The organism is Pseudoalteromonas sp. D15MCD-2 (assembly GCF_038562745.1).
In the GTDB taxonomy this organism is placed as follows: domain Bacteria; phylum Pseudomonadota; class Gammaproteobacteria; order Enterobacterales; family Alteromonadaceae; genus Pseudoalteromonas.
The window spans coordinates 1,931,440-1,948,143 of the sequence record NZ_JBCFQE010000001.1; the positions used below are offsets into that span (position 1 = coordinate 1,931,440).

Genomic DNA, 16,704 nt, shown 5'->3' on the forward strand with positions numbered 1-16,704 from the left:
CTGAGAATCTCAGCCGTTTTAATAGGTAAAAAAGAAATTAGCTAATTACTGAATCAACCAGCTTTTTCGCTTCTTTTTCTAATAATGCTAGATGTTCTTCACCTTTGAATGATTCAAGGTAAATTTTATAAATGTCTTCAGTGCCAGATGGGCGTGCAGCAAACCAACCGTTTTCAGTAACAACTTTTAAACCGCCGATAGCAGCGTTATTACCAGGGGCATGGGTTAATTTTTGCGTAATAGCATCACCCGCTAATGTACTTGCAGTTACATCATCAGCTGATAACGCTTTTAAACGTGATTTTTGCTCAGCACTAGCTGGCGCATCAATACGTTTATAAATAGGCGCACCGAACTCTTGTTCAAGTTCTTTATAAAGCTGTGAAGGTGTTTTACCTGTTACAGCTAAAATTTCAGCAGCAAGTAGACCTAAGATGAAACCATCTTTATCAGTGTTCCAAACTGTTCCATCAAAACGTAAGAATGACGCCCCTGCACTTTCTTCACCACCAAAAGCAAGGGTACCTTTGCTTAGACCTTCTACAAACCATTTAAAGCCTACCGGTACTTCTTTTACTTCACGGTTATTACGTGCAACAACTTTATCAATCATGCCGCTTGATACCAGTGTTTTACCAATTGCGACATCTTTTGACCATTCGCGGTTATTTAATAAGTAGTCAATCGCAACTGCTAAAAAGTGATTTGGATTCATTAAACCGTCAGGCGTAACAATACCATGGCGGTCATAATCAGGGTCGTTACCAATACCGATATCATAGTCATCTTTTAATGCAATAAGGTTTGTCATTGCATAAGGAGAAGAGCAATCCATACGGATTTTGCCGTCTTTATCTAAAGGCATGAACGAAAATGTTGGGTCAACAGACTCATTTACGACCGTTAAGTCTAAATTATATTTTTCTGCAATGACTGGCCAAAAGTTGATACCAGAACCACCAAGTGGATCAACACCAATTTTGATTTTCGCATCGCTAATTGCTTTTAGATTAACGATATTAACTAAGTCATCAACATAAGGGGTAATTAAGTCTTGGTACTTAATAAAACCAGAACGTGATGCTTTAGCATATGGAAATAACTCTACCTCAACTAAGTCTTCTAAAAGTAATTGATTTGCTCTGTCTTCAATCCACTTAGTCACATCAGTATCTGCAGGTCCACCATTTGGCGGGTTATATTTAAAACCACCGTCTTCTGGCGGATTATGTGAAGGAGTTACCACAATACCATCAGCAAGTTCATTTGGGTTTTCTTTGTTATGGCAAACAACAGCATGACTGATCACCGGCGTTGGTGTGTAATCGTCATTTTCTTGTGCAATGACTTGCACTTCGTTTGCAACAAGTACTTCAATAGCAGAGTTAAAAGCCGCTTCACTCAATGCATGTGTATCTTTACCTAAGAAAAGTGGACCAAAAATATTGTTTTCTTTACGGTAATCACAAATTGCTTGAGTGATCGCTAAAATATGCGATTCATTAAATTTTACATCGAACGAACAACCACGATGGCCAGACGTCCCAAAAGCAACACAATGCTCTGGGTTTTGTTCTAGGTCAGGTTCATTTAAGTAATAAGCCGAGATCAGTTTTGGTACATTCACTAAGCTTGATTGCGGTGCAGGTTTACCTGCATCTGGATGAATCGCCATATTATTTCCTTATGGATTATAAGTAATCACGAATTTTTTCTGCTTCATCCGCACTGTAACCTAAGCACAGTGCAACTTCGTGAAGCATCATTTTTTTTCTGGTTGTATTTGAATTTGTCATCACCCAATACTCAGTATCAGTGATATTTTTTGGATTCATGCTGCTACCGCTTTCCAGTAGTGCTTCTTTGCTAGTGGCAAAATAAACACGGTCACGGCCTTTAATTTCAAGCACGTTAACAAAATCTTTTTTATGCGTTCTATATAAAGCAGCTAGTATAAATAAGAATCGACCAACAACACCTTTTTGCATTGCTAGCTCTTCTTTGTTTAATACATTAAACACATTACCTTTCACTTGTGTCGATGCTGTGACAGTTTGTGCAGCCTCTTCAACATTTTCGTCGCTTGGTTCAGGGCTTGTTTCTTGTTCTGCTTGTTCTTGTACTTCAACAACTGGGGTTTCTTGTTCAGTTTTAGTAGTTGTTTCAACTGGGGCATTGGCGCCATCAGAGAGGTTTAATAAACGACGCAAAATGGTTGATGCACTTTCACCAATACTTTGCGTGTTGCTTGCAATGTATTGATATAACTCGTCGTCTATGTCGATTTTTTTCATGTTATTCCTGTCTTTACGGGTCACATTTTAAAAGTTCTCAATGATTATACCTAAGCTCGCAGCAATTCTCTATGTTTTGCATTTTGTAATTTCACTAGGCAAAATACTGCCATTAAAATTAGGAGTTGAAAATGCTATTAAACTACCAACAAATGGGTCAAGGTTCAGACGTTGTATTGATCCACGGTTTGTTTGGCTCACTTGAAAACCTCAATGTAATCGCAAAAGCATTAGCTGAAAATTATCGTGTAACGAATATTGATTTACGTAACCACGGTAAATCATTCCATAGCAATACCATGAATTATCACGCTATGGCTGAAGATGTCAGTGAGTTACTTGAACACCTAAATATTAGTAAAGCGCACATCATAGGTCATTCAATGGGTGGCAAAGTGGCCATGCAATTAGCACTTAATCACTCTGCACTTATCGATAAGCTTGTAGTGTTAGATATTTCTCCTGTTGCTAATAACCCTCGTCACAGCGCTATTTTTGCAGGCCTAAACGAAGTTGCACAATCTAATATCACAGATAGAAAAGCGGCTGATGAAATACTTACCAAGCACATTGATGAAATTGGCGTACGTCAGTTTTTATTAAAAAGCTTTGCTAAAAATGATCAAGGTCACTATCAATGGCGCTTTAATTTAGCTGTTTTATACCAGCAATATGAAAATATTTTAGCGCAAGTTAGTGAAAATGATTCTTGTTTATGTGATACTTTATTCATTAAAGGTAATGATTCTGACTACATTTTAGCAGAACACCGCCCTGCTATTATGGCGTTATTCCCTAATGCAAAAGCAAAAATTATTCATGGTGCAGGTCACTGGCTACATGCCCAAAAACCACTTGCTGTAAATAAAGCAATCAGCGATTTTTTAGCTCATTAATTGGGCTGATAAAATTCGCTGTTTTTGATCGTGCGCACTAAATTATTACAAATTTGTGTGCTATAGTACGCGCCGTTTAATTTAAAGGTTTATACGTTGATGGTCAGTCAGTTAATTAACGAATTTGATACCTTAGGGTTGTATTTTGGCTTAGCCGGTATTTTCTTTTTTATTGGAATGGCAATTCAAGACGTCCTTAAAAAAGGTGATGTACCACGATTTGGCCGATACATCGTTTGGTTAGTGCTATTTTTAGGCTGTTCTGGGTTTATAGCGAAAGGACTTATTCAAGTCTTCTGGCAAGGCGCAGGTGTGGGCTAGACATGGCAAAGTCAGAAACAGATAGAACAACACCCGATTTATTTGAATACGAAAAGCGTCCAGGTAGGCCGAAAACAAATCCCCTACCTCGCGATATGCAATTAAAAGTAAATAAACGTAATCAAATAAAGCGAGATAAAGCACGTGGTTTAAAGCGTGTAGAATTTAAGGTTTCATCACAGTTATATCAAGCATTAAGCGATATGGCAGATGCGCAGAATATTAGCCGTAGCGCGTTGATTGAAACAATTTTACAAGAAAGATTGGCTATTGATAGATAGAAGGTTTTAAATCCATGTCAAGCGTAGGTATTTTTTTCGGAAGTGACACAGGCAATACTGAACACGTAGCTAAAATGATTCAAAAAGAATTAGGTAAAAAGCTAGTAGCGGTTCACGACATTGCAAAAAGTTCTAAAGAAGAGATTGCTGAATTCGATTTATTGTTATTCGGTATTCCAACTTGGTACTACGGTGAAGCTCAATGTGACTGGGACGATTTCTTCCCTGAATTAGAAGAAGTTGACTTCGAAGGTAAACTTGTTGCTATTTTCGGCTGCGGTGACCAAGAAGACTATGCAGAATACTTCTTAGATGCAATGGGCATGATCAACGATATCGTTACTGAGCGTGGCGCAATCGTAGTGGGTCATTGGTCAACTGAAGGCTACGACTTTGAAGCTTCAAAAGCACTAGTAGATGACAGCAATTTTGTTGGCCTTGGTATTGATGAAGACCGTCAACCAGAGCTTACTGAAAAGCGTGTTAAAGACTGGTGTGCTCAGGTTTATGACGAAATGTGTTTAGCGGAACTTGCTGATTAATAACAAGTACTACTCGCATTTACTAGCTGATGTAAAGATGCACAACCAGTTCATTTTTGTTTGAAAAATCGGCAAATAGACGAATTGTTCTTTGCACTTAGTAACTAGGCACGTTATTCTAATAGTTGCTAATGTGTCGTGTGCATCTTGATGATGCCTAGTATAACTAAATAAAATTGAGACAGATTGAATGACTGATCACAACTTGGAATTAAAAAAAGCAGGGTTAAAAGTAACTCTGCCGCGTATTAAAATTTTAGAGATTCTGCAATCTCCAGACAACCAACACATCAGCGCTGAAGATGTCTATAAAATTCTTTTAGACAAAGGCGAAGAGATTGGTCTTGCAACTGTCTACCGTGTTCTTAACCAATTTGATGATGCAGGTATTGTATCTCGCCACCACTTCGAAGGCGGCAAGTCAGTATTTGAATTATCAGGTAGCACTCACCATGACCACTTAGTGTGCCTAAAATGTGGTAAGGTTGTTGAGTTTGAAGACGATACAATTGAACGTCGTCAAGAAGAAATCGCAACAGAGAATGGTATTAAACTGACCAACCACTCTCTTTACCTATATGGTGAATGTGAAGACACTGCTGCGTGTAAAGAATACGCTGAATCAAATAGCTAATTAGCTATTTGTTTCAGACATAAAAAAACCTGCTTTAAGCAGGTTTTTTTATGTCTATTTGAAATCGATTAGATGATTTCTAATAGCTCAACGTCAAAGATTAGCGTTGAGAAAGGAGCGATTGCTGCACCAGCACCGCGCTCACCGTAAGCAAGTTCGTGTGGTACGTATAAGCGCCACTTAGAACCAGTACCCATCATTTGTACTGCTTCAGTCCAACCTTTGATTACACCGCCAACTGGGAATTCAGCTGGTTGACCACGCTCGTAAGAGCTGTCAAATACTGTACCGTTGATTAGTGTACCGTGGTAGTGTGCACGGATTGTTGAATCAGCAGTTGGTTTTTCACCGTCGCCTGCAGTAAGTACTTCGTATTGAAGGCCTGATTCAGTTACTGTTACTTCAGGACGTTTTGCATTTTCTTCTAAGAATGCAATACCTTCAGCTGCAAGAACTTTAGCTTCTTCTTCACGACGAGCTTGGATCTCAGCGTTGATTTTCTCAAAAGCTGCTTGAATTTCTGGGATTTCAACTTGGAAATCATTACCAGTGTATGCGTCTTTCATACCTTCAAATACAGAATTTAAGTTTAAACCTTCGAATGGATTCGCTTTTAATTGCTCACCCATTTGTAAACCAATACCGTAACTTGCTTTTTCAGCGTCTGTTGTAAAATTATCTGACATGTTTTAATTCACGTTTATTTAGTTAAAAGACGTGCTCATACTAACATAAAAAAACAACGAATATCGCCTAGTTTTACTGCGTTTGCTCAGTGTTTGCACTAATTCGCTGCTTTATTTTATCAATTACAAATGTCGCAACAGGTAATGTAGCGATCATCGAAGCAATAAAAAAGCCGCTCATTAAACCATCTTTGCCTAACATAATTAAAGGCACAGCAATAAGACCCACTGTAGAAATCACACATGCAGCAATGACAGGCCAATGCTTGTCGTATTTGCCAATAAGGTGCCCTACTAACACATTAAAGCCAATACCATAAGCGATTGAAGATATTAACCCGTAATCAGGCTGCGCATCATGGGCCATAGCTACAAGTACATTGATCCCGCTGTGATAAAAATAAGAAAAGATACACCAAAGCAGAACATGTTTAACAATGCGCATTAGTGTAGAAGAAGACTCGCTTGCTGACATTACTTATCTCCAGATAGCAAAAAACCGCCCTAAAGGCGGTTTTTCTAAATAATGGTGGAGAGATAGGGATTTGAACCCTAGAGGGGCTACAAACCCCTGCCGGTTTTCAAGACCGGTGCATTCGACCACTCTGCCATCTCTCCGTACGGCGCGCATAATAGTGCTTACTGCGTTCGTTGTAAAGCCATAAATGTAAAAAACTTTAAAAAAGTAATTTTAATAGTACTGCTTAGGGCGCTTTGCGATTAAAGAGCAAACTAAACAAACAATTAAACTAACAATTGCAAAGCCTGAACCCTGCACTATTACGTCAATTTTATTGAGGTTATAGCTAGGTATAATGACTAATGCAAAGGCTGGTAAGCAGGTGATCGTTAAAACGTAGCAACAAATTTTAAAAGCGCGGCCGAAATCGAAACGTTTAGTGCTTTGCATCCACCAAGTCAGTAGGAGTAATACCACTACAGCAGACAAGCCAAGGTAATGAGGTTGTTTCGTAGACATGGCAACAAAAAAAGTGACCACGGCACCAACTAAGCCCCAAATTGACCAAGCGAACCAATTTTCTTTTTCACGTAAAAATAAGTTTCCCATCGTTCTCGTCTTCTTTATCGTTATTTTTTTAAGACTATCCATACGTTAACAAAAAATAACCGATTAAAAAACACACTGAAGAAGAATTATTTCGTTTTTTGCATCCGTGCGCTTCTTACAGCTAAGCTAAATCTAAAAAAACTAACATATGTAAGCTTAATAGTGTCTGACTGCTTAACTGCAAAAAAGTTCCTAATATTTATAAATTCTCAAAAAACGTCTCTGGCTTGTGTCTTATTGGTTTTTTAATGTCTACTTCTGGTGTACCTAGATATAAGTAGCCAACAATCTCATCTTGTTCTTTACAACCTAATGCCGCTTTAACAGCAGGGCTCTGTGCAAAATAACCTGTGCGCCAAATGCCCCCTAAACCTTGCGCAAATGCCGCTTGTTGCATTGCAAGTACAGCGCAGCCTGCACTTTGTACTTGTTCAATACGTGGCACTTTTGGGTTTTCAGTTACATCAGCAATGGCAATGATCATCATAGGAGAGCGTAGAGGTAGATCTTTAGCGCGCTCAATGGTTCTTTCATCTTGATTTTCAGCGACTGCGGCTTGATGGTAGATATCGCCTAATTTATTACGTGCATTGCCTTCAACGAGAATAAATCGCCAAGGAGCAATACAGCCATGATCAGGCACTTTAATGGCCGCTCGCTTAATAATTTCAAGTTGTTCTGCAGTTGGTCCTGGTGCGATAAGGCGAGGATCTGATTGTCGAGTTTGTAATAGCGTCAAAGCGTCCATGAATATTCCGTAAATGCTTAAGTACGATGCCCCTTAATAATCGGGGCAGAAAACCCAAGCTTATCATTTATCTTTATTAGCAATAAAGCTATTCGATGCTTTTCTAGTTAACCAATAATCTAAACTGACGTAACGACCGCCACCTGCAAAAAATAAACTTAAAAGCATAACAAAGTATATTGCGGAAAACTCAATACCATTATTTAAGATCACAGGTTTCCCTTTCGCATAGAGGTACTCTGTATAACCATGCGTTTCTAGCAACTCGCGCATTTTGGTTAATCTTTCACTGGCTTCATTGGAATTAACTAAACTGGCTTCACTTCCTGGTATTGCTAGCCAATTCAGCACTCTCGCAGGGCTGGTACTGGCATCGGTAGGTGTTACAGCAAACCAACCATTACTGGCATGTACTGTTGTCGCTGCAACCAGCATGGTGATCATTAAAGGGATTGCTGTTAAACGAGTAAATAAACCCAATAATATAAAGATCCCCCCTAAAAACTCAGTCCATGCAGCTAAAAAGGCCAGTAGAGAGGGCATAGGTAGGCCTAAACCCCATTCACTATTTCCGAACCAAGCAACAATATCATCTGATGCTAAAAAGTATTGATAAAAATGAGTTACATCACCGCTTAAAGCTAGTTTATTAAAGCCGGCAATGATCATCACTGGGGCTAAGATCAAGCGAATTAACAGGCTGGGGAGCCCATCTAAAAACTGCAGTTTATTTAAAATGCGATGGTAAAGGGGTATTAGGTGTGTGTTCAACATAGCGGTCTCGTGACTAAATAGATTAATCACACAGACCGCACGTTTTCTAGTTTACTTTCAATTAAATTTTACGAGCAACTTGTAGCGCTTCAAAAATCGCACGTTTTGCATCAATAGCAGCAGCTAGTTTTGCGCCACCAATAACGTGTACTTTAGCGTTTTCGGTTTGATTATCGAACGTTTCAGTATTTGACACCTGACCAATACAGGCAATCACAGTATCAACATCGAGGATTTGCTCTTCACCTTTTACCGTTATCTTCAAACCTTGCTTATCAAAGCTTAGATACTGACACTCAGCGATTTGTTTAACACCGTGTTGTTTAGCAACTTGACGGTGGATCCAACCCGTTGTTTTACCCAGTTCACTACCAAAGCGCCCTGCACTTCGCTTAAGCATGTAAATTTGACGATTGTCTTTTTCAGGCGCAGCTTCGCATTCAATACCCCATTGAGTTTTGAATTGCTCAATTGTTTGGCCTTTGTGTTCACTTAAAAAGGCAACCATATCAAAACCGATACCACCGGCACCTAGAATCGCAATTTTATCCCCTAGTTCTACTTCACCACGAATTACTTCATCGTAGGCGAATACACGTTTGCCATCACTGCATTCTATTTTGGCTTCGCGCGGACGTACGCCTGTTGCAAACACCACATCATCGTATTGATTGAGCATATTGTCAGTAAATTCAGTACCGAGCTGTAAATCGACATTTAAACGTTTTAATTCATTAGTAAAGTAGTTAAGGGTATGGTTAAAGTCTTCTTTACCCGGCACTTGCATGGCTAAATTAAATTGGCCACCCATTTGTTCTTTACGTTCAATTAAAGTCACTTTGTGGCCTTTCGATGCTAAGTAACAACTTGCAGCAAGGCCAGCAGGGCCAGCACCCACAACCAGGACTAATCGAGAAGATGGTGCTTTTTCAAGGCTGTAATCTAACTCAAAAGCCGCTTGCGGGTTAACCAAACAGGTTGCACGTTTATTTTTAAACACATGGTCTAAGCAGCCCTGATTACAACCAATACAAATATTGATTTGCTCAGACTTATTATTAACGTATTTATTGAAAAACTCTGGGTCTGCTAATAAAGGACGTGCCATCGAAATTAAATCAGACTCGCCTGCTTCTAAAATTCCATTGGCAATTTCAGGAGTGTTAATACGGTTAACCGCGATCACTGGCACTGATACCGTTTCTTTTAAGCGTTTTGATGCTTCTTTAAATGCACCTGCTGGTACCATACTGGCAATGGTTGGTACACGAGCTTCGTGCCAACCAATACCCGTGTTAAAAATATCAACGCCAGCTTGTTCAAGTGCCAATGCTTGTTGTTTTACTTCATCAGGTGTTGATCCATTAGGAATTAAATCCATCACAGACAAACGAAATACAATAATGAACTTTTGACTTACTTTAGCGCGTACAGCTTTAACAATTTCAACAGCCAAGCGCATGCGGTTTTCTAAACTACCGCCATAGTTGTCTGTTCTTTTATTAGTGTGGTTAGCCATGAATTCATTAATCAAATAACCTTCAGAACCCATGATTTCAACACCGTCATAACCTGCTTTTTCAGCCAATTTTGCTGAGTTAGCAAAGTCTTTGATGGTTTTTTTAATTGAACCTAACGACATTTCTTTAGGTTTATACGGATTAATAGGTGCCTGAATTGAGCTTGGCGCTTGATTGAATGGATGATAAGCATAGCGACCTGCATGCAATAATTGTAAGCAAATTTTTCCGCCATGCTGATGCACTGCATCAGTATATGCTTTGTGTTTGATCACATCATAAAATGAGTTAAATGTTGATGCGAACGGAGATAGCTTGCCACGAATATTTGGGCTATAACCACCTGTAATGATTAAACCCGTGCCGCCTTTGGCACGTGCTTCGTAGAATGCACGTAAGCGTTTACGGTTATGCCAGCCTTCTTCTAAGCCGGTATGCATTGAGCCCATAACCAAACGATTACGAAGTTCGGTATGCGGTAATTGTAATTTTTGTTCTAACATTGTGTGCCCCGTTAACTGGTCGAACCTCTATTTGAAATAGATTCTGCGGCAATAACTTAGAATAATCAACTTTTCACTGGTAATTTATATGTAGCAAATTGTCGTTTTAAACACTCTGTTACTATTTAACAGTTAATTTTAAAGTTATTCTAAGCTAAGATGAGATCACTACTAAGCTGTACTGAATTAAGGATTTATTTTGCTAGCAAAGATATTTAAAGGCATTTGGACCGGGATTAATTTCTCCCGCCGTTTGGTCCTAAACATATTATTTCTATTACTAGTAATACTCTTCTTTGTTGCCATCACAGGTGAAGAAGACCAAGTAAAAGTAGCAGACGGAACCGTGCTACGCCTAAACTTAAATGGCCCTATTGTTGAAGAAAAAACGTATGTTGATCCTGTAGAAGCAGCAATCAACGATGCAACTATGGGTAAAGAAGCACCATCAGAAATTCTACTTGATGATGTTGTTGAAGTGATCAACCAAGCAACTAAAGATGATCGCATCAGTGTGATGCTTCTTGATCTACAAAAAATGCCAAGTGCACACATCAATAAGCTAAAACAAATAACTAAAGCAATTGATGCGTTTAAAGAAGCAGGCAAGCAAGTTATTGCAACGGGCTATTACTATACACAAGCTCAATACTATATTGCAGCCCACGCTAATGAAGTGTCTATGCACCCTTATGGTGGTGTGAGCATTGAAGGCTACGGTATGTTCCCGCTTTACTTCAAAGATGCGCTTGAAAAATTAAAAGTAACTCAACATATTTTCCGTGTTGGTACTTATAAGTCAGCGGTTGAGCCTTTTATTCGTAATGACATGTCAGATGCGGCAAAAGAAGCGAATAGCGTTTGGTTAACTGCACTTTGGAACGAGTATAAAACTGACGTTGCTGCGAGCCGTCCATTCGATGAAAGTAATTTCGATGAAGATATGGATGTTTACCTTGCAAAAATGCAAGCAGTAGACGGTAACTCGGGCCAATACGCTCTAAATAATCAGTGGGTTGATTCTTTAAAAACCTCACAACAAATTCGCCAACAGCTTATTGAGTTAGTTGGTGCAGAAGAAACAGGCAAAACCTTTAAGCAAGTAAGCTTCCGTGAGTATTTATCGCTGGTAAAACCGCCTGTTGAGTTCGATAACCCAATCACTGAAAAAGTAGCTGTGGTTGTTGCGAAAGGAACCATTGTTGATGGCGAGCGTAAAGCAGGTGAAATTGGTGGTGACTCTACAGCAGCCCTACTTCGCAAAGCGCGTCTTGATGACAAAGTGAAAGCCGTTGTACTACGCATCGATTCAGGTGGTGGTAGTATGTTTGCTTCTGAAGTTATCCGTGCTGAAGTATTAGCTCTTAAAGCAGCGGGTAAACCGGTTATCGCTTCAATGAGCTCAGTGGCAGCATCAGGTGGTTACTGGATTGCATCTGCAGCCAATGAAATTTGGGCAGCCCCTAGCACAATTACAGGTTCAATCGGTGTATTCGGTACTTTCATGACGTTTGAAAATACTATGGCTGAATTAGGTATATACTCAGATGGCGTTGCTACAACAGACCTTGCTGGCTTCTCTATTGCACGCCCACTTGACGAGAAAATGTCAGATATCATTCAAATGAGCGTTGAAAATGCATACAAACGTTTTTTAAATGTAGTGGCTGAAGCGCGTAACATGACCCCTGAGCAAGTTGATAAAATTGCCCAAGGCCGTGTATGGATTGCAACTCAAGCAAAAGAACTGGGTTTAGTTGATAAACTTGGTGATAAGCAAGATGCAATTAAGGCGGCAGCTGAGCTTGCTAAGCTTAATCATTATGATGTTAAAACCATCAAGCAATCGCTCACACCACAAGAGCAAATGCTGCAAGATATCTTTGGCACCGCGGCTGTTAAGAGCTTTTTTGCTAAATCTGATTCATCACAATCAGTACTAGCAACACAAGCCAACTTACAAAGCCTAATTAATCAGTTAAGTAGTGAAATTGATAACCTAAAAGATTACAACGATCCACAAGGCGTTTACGCTCGTTGTTTAGTGTGTAATGTAATTCAATAAGTTACTTAGCTAAGCGATTTTAGGTATACTAAGCCCAGTTATTTAACTGGGCTTTTTTTATGAAACGTAAACGTATATATATCGCCTATACGGGTGGTACTATCGGTATGAAAAAATCGAGCCGTGGCTATGTTCCAGCGGAAGGTTTTTTAACCGAAACAGTGGTCAATAATGCAGAGTTTAATCGTGATGAAATGCCTTTGTTTGATATTCACGAATATTGCCCGCTCATTGATTCTTCAGATATGTCCCCTGCCCACTGGCAATTAATTGCTGACGATATTAAGAGTAAATACCAAGACTATGATGGCTTTGTGGTTCTGCATGGTACCGATACCATGGCCTACACAGCTTCTGCTTTGTCTTTCATGTTCGAAAACCTCACAAAACCTGTAATTGTGACAGGCTCACAAATTCCATTGTCGCAACTTCGTTCTGATGGCCAAGTAAACTTACTTAATGCCATGTATTTAGCCGCTAATTACCCAATTGCTGAAGTAAGCCTGTTTTTTAATAACCAATTATTCCGCGGTAACCGTGCAACAAAAGCCCATGCTGATGGCTTTGATGCCTTTGCATCACCGAACCTTGAACCATTAGCACTATCAGGAATTAATATTCAACTGATCAAAGGGCAACTTAGCCCTTATGTTGATAACGAACTACAGGTGTCAAATATCACGCCACAGCCAATTGGTGTGCTTTATCTCTATCCTGGGATCAGCCCAAAAGTGGTTAAAAGTTTAGTTAATGACGACATCAAAGCACTAGTTTTATTAAGTTTTGGCGTAGGTAATGCCCCGCAAGATCCGGCGTTCTTAGATATTCTTAATGATGCAAGTAAACGCGGTATGGTGATTGTTAATCTAACGCAGTGCTTAAAAGGCCAAGTTAATATGGGCGGTTATGCAACCGGTAATGCCTTATTAAATTGTGGTGTGATCAGTGGCTACGATATGACATTAGAAGCGTGTTTGACCAAGTTACACTACTTATTTAGTCAAAAGCTTGAAGTAGAAACAATTCGTCACTTGATGCAAGACAACCTGCGCGGTGAGCTAAGTCGTTAATGCAGCAAATACAAAAAAAGGCACCAATTGGTGCCTTTTTTATGCTTTTTGATAATTAACGAACTTTTTCGTCAATCTCAACTAAGTCTGTTAAATGGCAAATCTCACCACTGTGAGTTTTAATACCATGTTCACCGAAGTAGTCACGTTGTGCTTGAACTAGATGACCATTACTTGGTGTTGTTAACGTCGCAATGTAAGTTTGCGTTGCTGTTAACACTGGGAATGCAAGACCAGATGAAACTGCTGCACCCGTTACTTTACGTAATGCTGCTGATTCACGCTGCATAGAATCAATAAATTCTACACCTTCAGCTACATTGTCTAAGTAATCAGCACGGATGATACAACCTGCGCGCCACGTTTGTAGCGTTTTAGAAAGATCTACTTTCCACTGATGCGCACGAGACGCACCTTTGATAAGCGCTAAACCTTGGCGGTAAGCAAGTAAACTTGCCAATGTGAATGCGTCTTTTAGCTCTGCTAAGTCTAAATCAACGGTATCAGTTGCTTTAGCAGCGTAAGTCATTTCTTTAGCAGCATGCGTATCACACGTATTTGTTAAGTGACGTGCTTGAACAGCTGCAACTAGTGATGGCACTGCAATACCAAGCTCTAGGGCATTTTGTGCAGTCCATAAACCCGTGCCTTTCGCGCCAACTTTATTGTCGATTAAATCAACTAGTGGCTCACCTTCTGTCGTTTCAAGGCTTAAGATATGGCTTGAAATTGACAATAAGTAGCTATTTAAAGTGCCTTCAGACCATTCATTGAAAATGTCAGCCACTTCTTTTGGTGAACGATTAGTACCTAAACGTAATAATTGATACATTTCTGCAATTAATTGCATTAAGGCATATTCGATACCGTTATGAACCATTTTCACAAAGTGACCACTTGCAGATTGGCCTACACGTGCAAAACACGACTCACCTTTGTAGCTTGCCGCTACTTTTTCAAACCACGGCTCGACACGCTCCCAGCCGCCTTCTGAACCACTTGCCATCATTGCAGGACCGTGACGTGCGCCTTCTGCACCGCCAGAAATACCCATAGTGGCAAATTCAAATTTGTTTTGATATTTAAGTTTACGGCTAATGCCATCTTTGTAGTTACTGTTGCCGCAATCTACGATAATGTCATCACAGTCAACACCTGCTTCTGCAAGCTCTGTACATACTTTATCAACCAATTCACCAGCAGGAACTAAAAGAAGAATCGAACGAGGCGGCTCTAAGCGTCTAACCATATCATTTAAATCAGACACAATATGTAAACGGTCTGCCAAACCTAGTGCTTTCGCACAGCTTAGTAACTCGGCACCCGCATCTGGGTTTTTATCATAAGCTACTAATGTCAGCCCTTTTTCAATCAGGTTGAGGGCAAGATTTTTACCCATAACGCCTAACCCTACTAATGCAACTTGCATTTAGTGTCCTCCTCGGTAACAACTATTGGTTAGTTAATCAAAATAATTACGCGCGCATTATACCCTAGCAGCCCAAAAATGCGAGCTTGACAGCCAACTTGAGATAAATCATCGAAATCATGAAGCGACGTTGCCCTCAGTATATCAAAATAACCAAGGCATCGGACCAGATTTTTATAATACCCTTTAAAAAGGTATGTGTATTGACGCTACCTGACACCGGTGTCATAATAACGTCATTCACCCTTTGTATACTCTATAATTAATACAAAGAGCCAGATTCTCATAAGTAAAAACAATCATTTTTTACTTATGAGTTCTACATTGTGCTTATGTATAAGCCTATATTAAAGGTTTATAGCACGACATTTTAATAGATAACCATCAATTCGCTTAATATATTTGAGCGCACAGGAGAATTTGATGCTAAGACGCACAAAAATTGTTGCGACCCTTGGACCGGCAACCGATCGCGATAACAACCTAGAAAAAATTATTCGTGCAGGTGCAAATGTGGTTCGTTTGAACTTCTCACATGGCGTAGCACAAGATCACAAAGACCGCGCAGAAGCGGTACGCAGCATTGCTAAGCGTTTAGGCAAACACGTTGCTATCCTTGCAGACTTACAAGGTCCTAAAATTCGTGTATCAACGTTTAAAGACGGTAAAGTAAACCTAGAAGTTGGCGCAAAATTTACCCTTGACGCAAAAATGGAAAAAGGCCAAGGCGACGTTAATGTGGTAGGTATCGACTATAAAGAGCTACCTAACGACGTTAAAACAGGCGACTTACTGTTATTAAACGACGGATTAATTCAATTAACAGTAGATAGCGTTGACGGTGACCTAGTGCACACGACTGTTACTGTTGGTGGTGTGCTTTCGAACAATAAAGGTATTAACCGTTTAGGTGGTGGTTTAACAGCCCCTGCTTTCACTGATAAAGATAAAGAAGATTTAATTACTGCCACTGAGATTGGCGTTGATTATATTGCTGTTTCATTCCCACGCAGTGGTGATGACATGCGTTATGTTCGCTCTTTAGCAGAAGCCGCTGGCTCAAACGCACAACTATTAGCGAAAATCGAACGTGCAGAAGCCGTTGAAAACGTTGAAGCAATTGACGATATCGTACTTGCTTCTGACGCTGTAATGGTTGCTCGTGGTGACTTAGGTGTTGAAATTGGTGATGCAGCCCTAGTTGGTAAGCAAAAGCTTATCATTAGCCGTGCTCGTTCACTTAACCGTACAGTTGTTACTGCAACACAAATGATGGAATCAATGATCGATAACCCTATGCCAACACGTGCAGAGGTTATGGACGTAGCAAACGCCGTATTAGATGGTACTGATGCAGTTATGTTATCTGCTGAAACAGCCGCTGGTGACTACCCTGAAGAAACAGTAGCGACTATGGCTCGCGTTTGTTTAGGTGCTGAATCACAAAAAGAAACGCACGTTTCTAAGCATCGTTTAGACAGCCGTTTTTCATCAAATGCTGAATCAATTGCATTATCTGCGATGTATGCAGCTAACCACTTAGATTCTGTTAAAGCTATTGTGACTCTGACTGAATCAGGTAGTACAGCTAAATTGATGTCGCGCATCAGCTCTGGTTTACCAATTTATTCATTATCACGTCATCCAAGCACACTGGGCCAAACAGCACTTTACCGTGGTGTTTATCCTGTATTTTTCGATTCAACGAAGTGTGAAGATGAAAGCATGGTACGTGATGCATTAAACACACTTGTTGAGCAAGGCTCACTAGTAGCTGGTGATACTGTGATTTTAACTCACGGTGATGCAATGGAAACGATTGGTGCAACAAACACAATGAAGATTGTAACTGTTTAATCTGTCAAAAATTTT

17 protein-coding genes and 1 tRNA gene are annotated in these 16,704 nt (G+C 39.9%); 8 read left to right on the top strand and 10 right to left on the bottom strand.

Features of this window, described 5'->3' with window-relative positions; all coding sequences use genetic code 11:
- Positions 1–37: 37 nt before the first annotated feature.
- Positions 38–1,675 (bottom strand): phosphoglucomutase (alpha-D-glucose-1,6-bisphosphate-dependent), encoded by a 1,638-nt coding sequence (gene pgm / locus AADY36_RS08745; protein ID WP_054561422.1) that lies wholly within the window; start codon positions 1,673–1,675, stop codon positions 38–40.
- Between the two features lie 16 nt (positions 1,676–1,691).
- Positions 1,692–2,294, bottom strand: a complete 603-nt coding sequence (gene seqA, locus AADY36_RS08750; protein ID WP_054561421.1) for a replication initiation negative regulator SeqA — start codon at positions 2,292–2,294, stop codon at positions 1,692–1,694.
- Between the two features lie 131 nt (positions 2,295–2,425).
- Between seqA and AADY36_RS08755 the strand changes: the two genes are divergently transcribed.
- From AADY36_RS08755 to fur, 5 genes are all read left to right on the top strand, one after another.
- Complete coding sequence (locus AADY36_RS08755) at positions 2,426–3,190, top strand: alpha/beta fold hydrolase (RefSeq protein ID WP_342408867.1); 765 nt, start codon at positions 2,426–2,428, stop codon at positions 3,188–3,190.
- A gap of 99 nt (positions 3,191–3,289) precedes the next feature.
- Positions 3,290–3,511 (top strand): DUF2788 domain-containing protein, encoded by a 222-nt coding sequence (locus AADY36_RS08760; protein ID WP_036968243.1) that lies wholly within the window; start codon positions 3,290–3,292, stop codon positions 3,509–3,511.
- Between the two features lie 2 nt (positions 3,512–3,513).
- Entirely contained in the window at positions 3,514–3,792 is a 279-nt protein-coding gene (gene ybfE / locus AADY36_RS08765; protein WP_004586673.1) for a LexA regulated protein, read from the top strand.
- A 14-nt stretch (positions 3,793–3,806) separates the two neighbouring features.
- Positions 3,807–4,334, top strand: a complete 528-nt coding sequence (gene fldA, locus AADY36_RS08770) for a flavodoxin FldA (RefSeq protein WP_054553928.1) — start codon at positions 3,807–3,809, stop codon at positions 4,332–4,334.
- A gap of 190 nt (positions 4,335–4,524) precedes the next feature.
- The gene (fur, locus tag AADY36_RS08775; RefSeq protein ID WP_054561419.1) at positions 4,525–4,968 is read left to right on the top strand and encodes a ferric iron uptake transcriptional regulator; all 444 of its coding nucleotides are present in this window, start codon (positions 4,525–4,527) and stop codon (positions 4,966–4,968) included.
- A gap of 68 nt (positions 4,969–5,036) precedes the next feature.
- Here fur and AADY36_RS08780 read toward each other — a convergent pair whose 3' ends face one another.
- From AADY36_RS08780 to AADY36_RS08810, 7 genes are all read right to left on the bottom strand, one after another.
- Complete coding sequence (locus AADY36_RS08780; RefSeq protein ID WP_054561418.1) at positions 5,037–5,654, bottom strand: FKBP-type peptidyl-prolyl cis-trans isomerase; 618 nt, start codon at positions 5,652–5,654, stop codon at positions 5,037–5,039.
- A gap of 73 nt (positions 5,655–5,727) precedes the next feature.
- Positions 5,728–6,129 carry a hypothetical protein gene (locus tag AADY36_RS08785; protein WP_054553931.1) on the bottom strand — a complete coding sequence of 134 codons (402 nt, stop codon included), beginning with the start codon at positions 6,127–6,129 and terminating at the stop codon, positions 5,728–5,730.
- Positions 6,130–6,181: 52 nt separating this feature from the next.
- A tRNA-Ser gene (locus AADY36_RS08790) sits at positions 6,182–6,272 on the bottom strand.
- Positions 6,273–6,345: 73 nt separating this feature from the next.
- Complete coding sequence (locus AADY36_RS08795; protein ID WP_054561417.1) at positions 6,346–6,723, bottom strand: hypothetical protein; 378 nt, start codon at positions 6,721–6,723, stop codon at positions 6,346–6,348.
- Positions 6,724–6,922: 199 nt separating this feature from the next.
- Positions 6,923–7,471 carry an NAD(P)H nitroreductase gene (locus AADY36_RS08800; protein WP_054561416.1) on the bottom strand — a complete coding sequence of 183 codons (549 nt, stop codon included), beginning with the start codon at positions 7,469–7,471 and terminating at the stop codon, positions 6,923–6,925.
- Positions 7,472–7,534: 63 nt separating this feature from the next.
- Positions 7,535–8,245 (bottom strand): HvfX family Cu-binding RiPP maturation protein, encoded by a 711-nt coding sequence (locus AADY36_RS08805; RefSeq protein ID WP_054561995.1) that lies wholly within the window; start codon positions 8,243–8,245, stop codon positions 7,535–7,537.
- Positions 8,246–8,306: 61 nt separating this feature from the next.
- Complete coding sequence (locus tag AADY36_RS08810; protein ID WP_054561415.1) at positions 8,307–10,268, bottom strand: oxidoreductase; 1,962 nt, start codon at positions 10,266–10,268, stop codon at positions 8,307–8,309.
- A 199-nt stretch (positions 10,269–10,467) separates the two neighbouring features.
- Between AADY36_RS08810 and sppA the strand changes: the two genes are divergently transcribed.
- Both sppA and ansA read left to right on the top strand, forming a co-directional pair.
- Positions 10,468–12,333 (top strand): signal peptide peptidase SppA, encoded by a 1,866-nt coding sequence (gene sppA / locus AADY36_RS08815; protein WP_054561414.1) that lies wholly within the window; start codon positions 10,468–10,470, stop codon positions 12,331–12,333.
- A gap of 59 nt (positions 12,334–12,392) precedes the next feature.
- Positions 12,393–13,403 carry an asparaginase gene (ansA, locus tag AADY36_RS08820; RefSeq protein ID WP_054561413.1) on the top strand — a complete coding sequence of 337 codons (1,011 nt, stop codon included), beginning with the start codon at positions 12,393–12,395 and terminating at the stop codon, positions 13,401–13,403.
- A gap of 55 nt (positions 13,404–13,458) precedes the next feature.
- Here ansA and gndA read toward each other — a convergent pair whose 3' ends face one another.
- Positions 13,459–14,832: an NADP-dependent phosphogluconate dehydrogenase gene (gene gndA, locus AADY36_RS08825; RefSeq protein ID WP_055022232.1), complete on the bottom strand. Its 1,374-nt coding sequence runs from the start codon at positions 14,830–14,832 to the stop codon at positions 13,459–13,461.
- Between the two features lie 423 nt (positions 14,833–15,255).
- Here gndA and pyk point away from each other — a divergent pair, with 423 nt between their 5' ends.
- On the top strand, positions 15,256–16,689 hold the full coding sequence (gene pyk, locus AADY36_RS08830) for a pyruvate kinase (RefSeq protein WP_342408868.1): 1,434 nt from the start codon (positions 15,256–15,258) through the stop codon (positions 16,687–16,689).
- Positions 16,690–16,704: the final 15 nt, after the last annotated feature.